This is a genomic window from Yersinia sp. IP36721, from assembly GCF_003634395.1.
Taxonomy (GTDB): Bacteria; Pseudomonadota; Gammaproteobacteria; order Enterobacterales; family Enterobacteriaceae; genus Yersinia; species Yersinia entomophaga.
Genome location: NZ_QCZL01000036.1, coordinates 1 through 2,483 on the forward strand (window position 1 = coordinate 1; position 2,483 = coordinate 2,483).

The window sequence follows — 2,483 nt, forward strand, 5'->3', positions numbered from 1 at the left end:
CCCTAGCGCTAAAACCGGTGACAAGTTACTAAAAACCGTTGTTCAAGGTCTAAACCCTCAACAACGGCAAATGATGTTAGAGCTATTGCAAGTTCCTGCCTTCTGATATGCATCCCCCATTTTGGGGGATTCTTTGTTCGTACTCATCTAGCTTAACGACTAAATCCATTGTCAATTCAGCAATCCACGCTATGGCCAACGCACGATCTCCGTCAGTACTGCCACCTGCCGCGACTAACCTTGCAACTAAATCAATTCTTTGCAAAGCCAACGATTCAAGAAGTAAATCAGTCACGTTTCCTCCATCAATACGAATACTGTGTTTATATACAGTATAAATAGTTTCTGAAAATATGGAACTGCTAACCACATGTTTTTCCGAAAAATCATGAGCCATATCAATTCCATCCCGGCCAGCGCTGGTTCTCTGGCTGCGGTGAAACCTCAATTAACCGACCTTTCTCCAGTCTGATAGACCGATCGCCATAAATTTTCAGGCTGCTACCGCGTTCTAAGGTAGTCAGTTCGAACTCATCCCCTTTAAAACCTCTACTGCGCAGCTCTTCTGATAATCGTAGCCTGGCATCAGGCGTACAGTTATGGACAGAACTCCAAGGGGCGGCGTCGCCGCCAGAAACACCGGCCTGCGCTGCGCTCTCGGCCAACTTCGGCACAATATTCCACTTGACCACACGAGTACAAACAAGGGATTCACTGCCCAAAAACGGGGAGTAAACCCCCTGGATACGTTGCACATCTTCGGCGTAAATATTGCCCATTTCGGTAATTTGGTAAGTTAGACGCACACGGAGTTCACGGCGCACAACCAATGCGCCGCCCTGGGCTTTGGTGTATGCCGCCCAATCGCCAGTATCAGCCGCTTCCAGTACCGCATCCATCGCTTTGTTCGGTAACTCAGTACCGCTTTCAATCCGACGCAGCTCACGCCATACAGTCACCGGAGCACCACCAATTTGCTGAAACTGGCGAATGCGCCAGCGGCTCGCCCAGGCGGTTACTGCTTTGGCCATTTCCCGTACTTCTGCGCCCGTTTCGCCGTCCTCTTCACCATCAAGCCCGTAACCATCGATATTCTTCGAGATGTATTTCGCGATATAACCCGTAGCACTGCCTTTAGAAGGATCAATTGATTCAACGTGAAAACGCGCTTTCAGCGCTTCGGGACTTTGTAATTTTTCAGAATCTTCAAAACGGGCGTAGTAACAAAGAATGTCCCGCGCCTGCTCGACATGTTGCGGCAACATAAACAACAAAACATGCCAGTGGGGGGTACCATCGTGATGTGGTTCTACCACGCGAAAACCAAAGACGCTAATACCGGCGCGGGCAAGAGCAGCACGGGATTTAGCCCATACGCTGCACAGGTATTGCTGTGTTTGCCGTGGGCTGGCACCGTTCCACTGAGAAACAAAACCGCCACCACTGTGGACGGCATGATAAGCAGAGGGCGCGGTGATGGTGTAAAACTCCCCTACACAGCCCATTTCATTCGCTAAGTCCTCAAAACCTCGCATTCTAACCATAAGTTCACACCTTCTGATTGCTGGATTGGTATTACTGCCGTTGACCATTTTTTCCAGAGAAACCCGCTCTCCGGTAGCTTCATTCTCTAACTCAAAGGCTTTAAAAAACTCCCGATTTCTCCTCTTTTGTTCTACCCACTCGGCCATCGTTGAGCGGCTGACATAAGCCGAAGCCGCACGTTGCACCTGGCCAACAGCTATAGCCATATGCTCCCGACGCAAATCACGCAGACGCTTTAACCGCGCCCGCCACCAATCAACCGCCATCATGCGCAGCAAACCGGATTCAATTTTGCGTGGGTTGATCTTTTTGCGGCTGGAGGTGAATTCCCGCCAGTACGGCGGCTCAGTTCCTACTTGCTTGCTCAGTTTTACAAGGTAGATATAAGCGCGTTGGGTACGTATCCAGAGTTCTTTTGGGTCGCTGCTCTGGTCGGTGAAATTACGTTCGATATAGTCAGCAAAACTTTCAGACATAAAATCAGCTACCCGGTGGGATAGGTTGCGTAACTCATCCCGGCCAAACGATGGCAGGCGTTCTAAATCCTCAGAAAAAGGCCACGGTAAAAAGCCGGGCGTTTTGATTACCGGTTGGTACTGGCAATTAACCATCTGTAGACGTGGCAATACATTCTCGCCCACCGCAGTGCGTAAGAATGTATTGGCATGGCGACGGCCTTTAGTTTCATAGAGACGGGAATACCGGTCACCAAAATAACGGGCAAGGAACTGGGGCATTTCGCCCAGATACTGGCTACGCCATTGGTGATCGGTTGGGTTCTGCGCCCACAATTCCCGCTCGGTGATGCCAATATCTTTAGGAACCCGTGAGGGTTCCGGCTCAGTGCTGTAATCACCATGAAACGGCAAAGACAGGGATAAAATATCCCCGTCAGTGAAATCGCTTACTGGGCGCTGAATGGCCGCAGTCATTCGCCA

Annotated in this window: 2 protein-coding genes and 1 pseudogene; 1 reads left to right on the plus strand and 2 read right to left on the minus strand. The window is 50.2% G+C overall.

What is annotated here, in order from left to right; all coding sequences use genetic code 11:
• A pseudogene (locus tag DBA33_RS21020) lies at nucleotides 1–106 on the plus strand (transcriptional regulator); the annotation flags it as partial.
• Here the strand turns inward: DBA33_RS21020 and DBA33_RS18935 are convergent.
• A complete protein-coding gene (locus DBA33_RS18935) occupies nucleotides 83–397 on the minus strand; it encodes a hypothetical protein (RefSeq protein ID WP_330163157.1) in 315 nt (104 codons plus the stop codon). The pseudogene DBA33_RS21020 and the gene DBA33_RS18935 sit on opposite strands and share 24 nt — an antisense overlap.
• Nucleotide 398: 1 nt before the next feature.
• Entirely contained in the window at nucleotides 399–2,477 is a 2,079-nt protein-coding gene (locus DBA33_RS18940; RefSeq protein WP_120806988.1) for a replication endonuclease, read from the minus strand.
• Nucleotides 2,478–2,483: the final 6 nt, after the last annotated feature.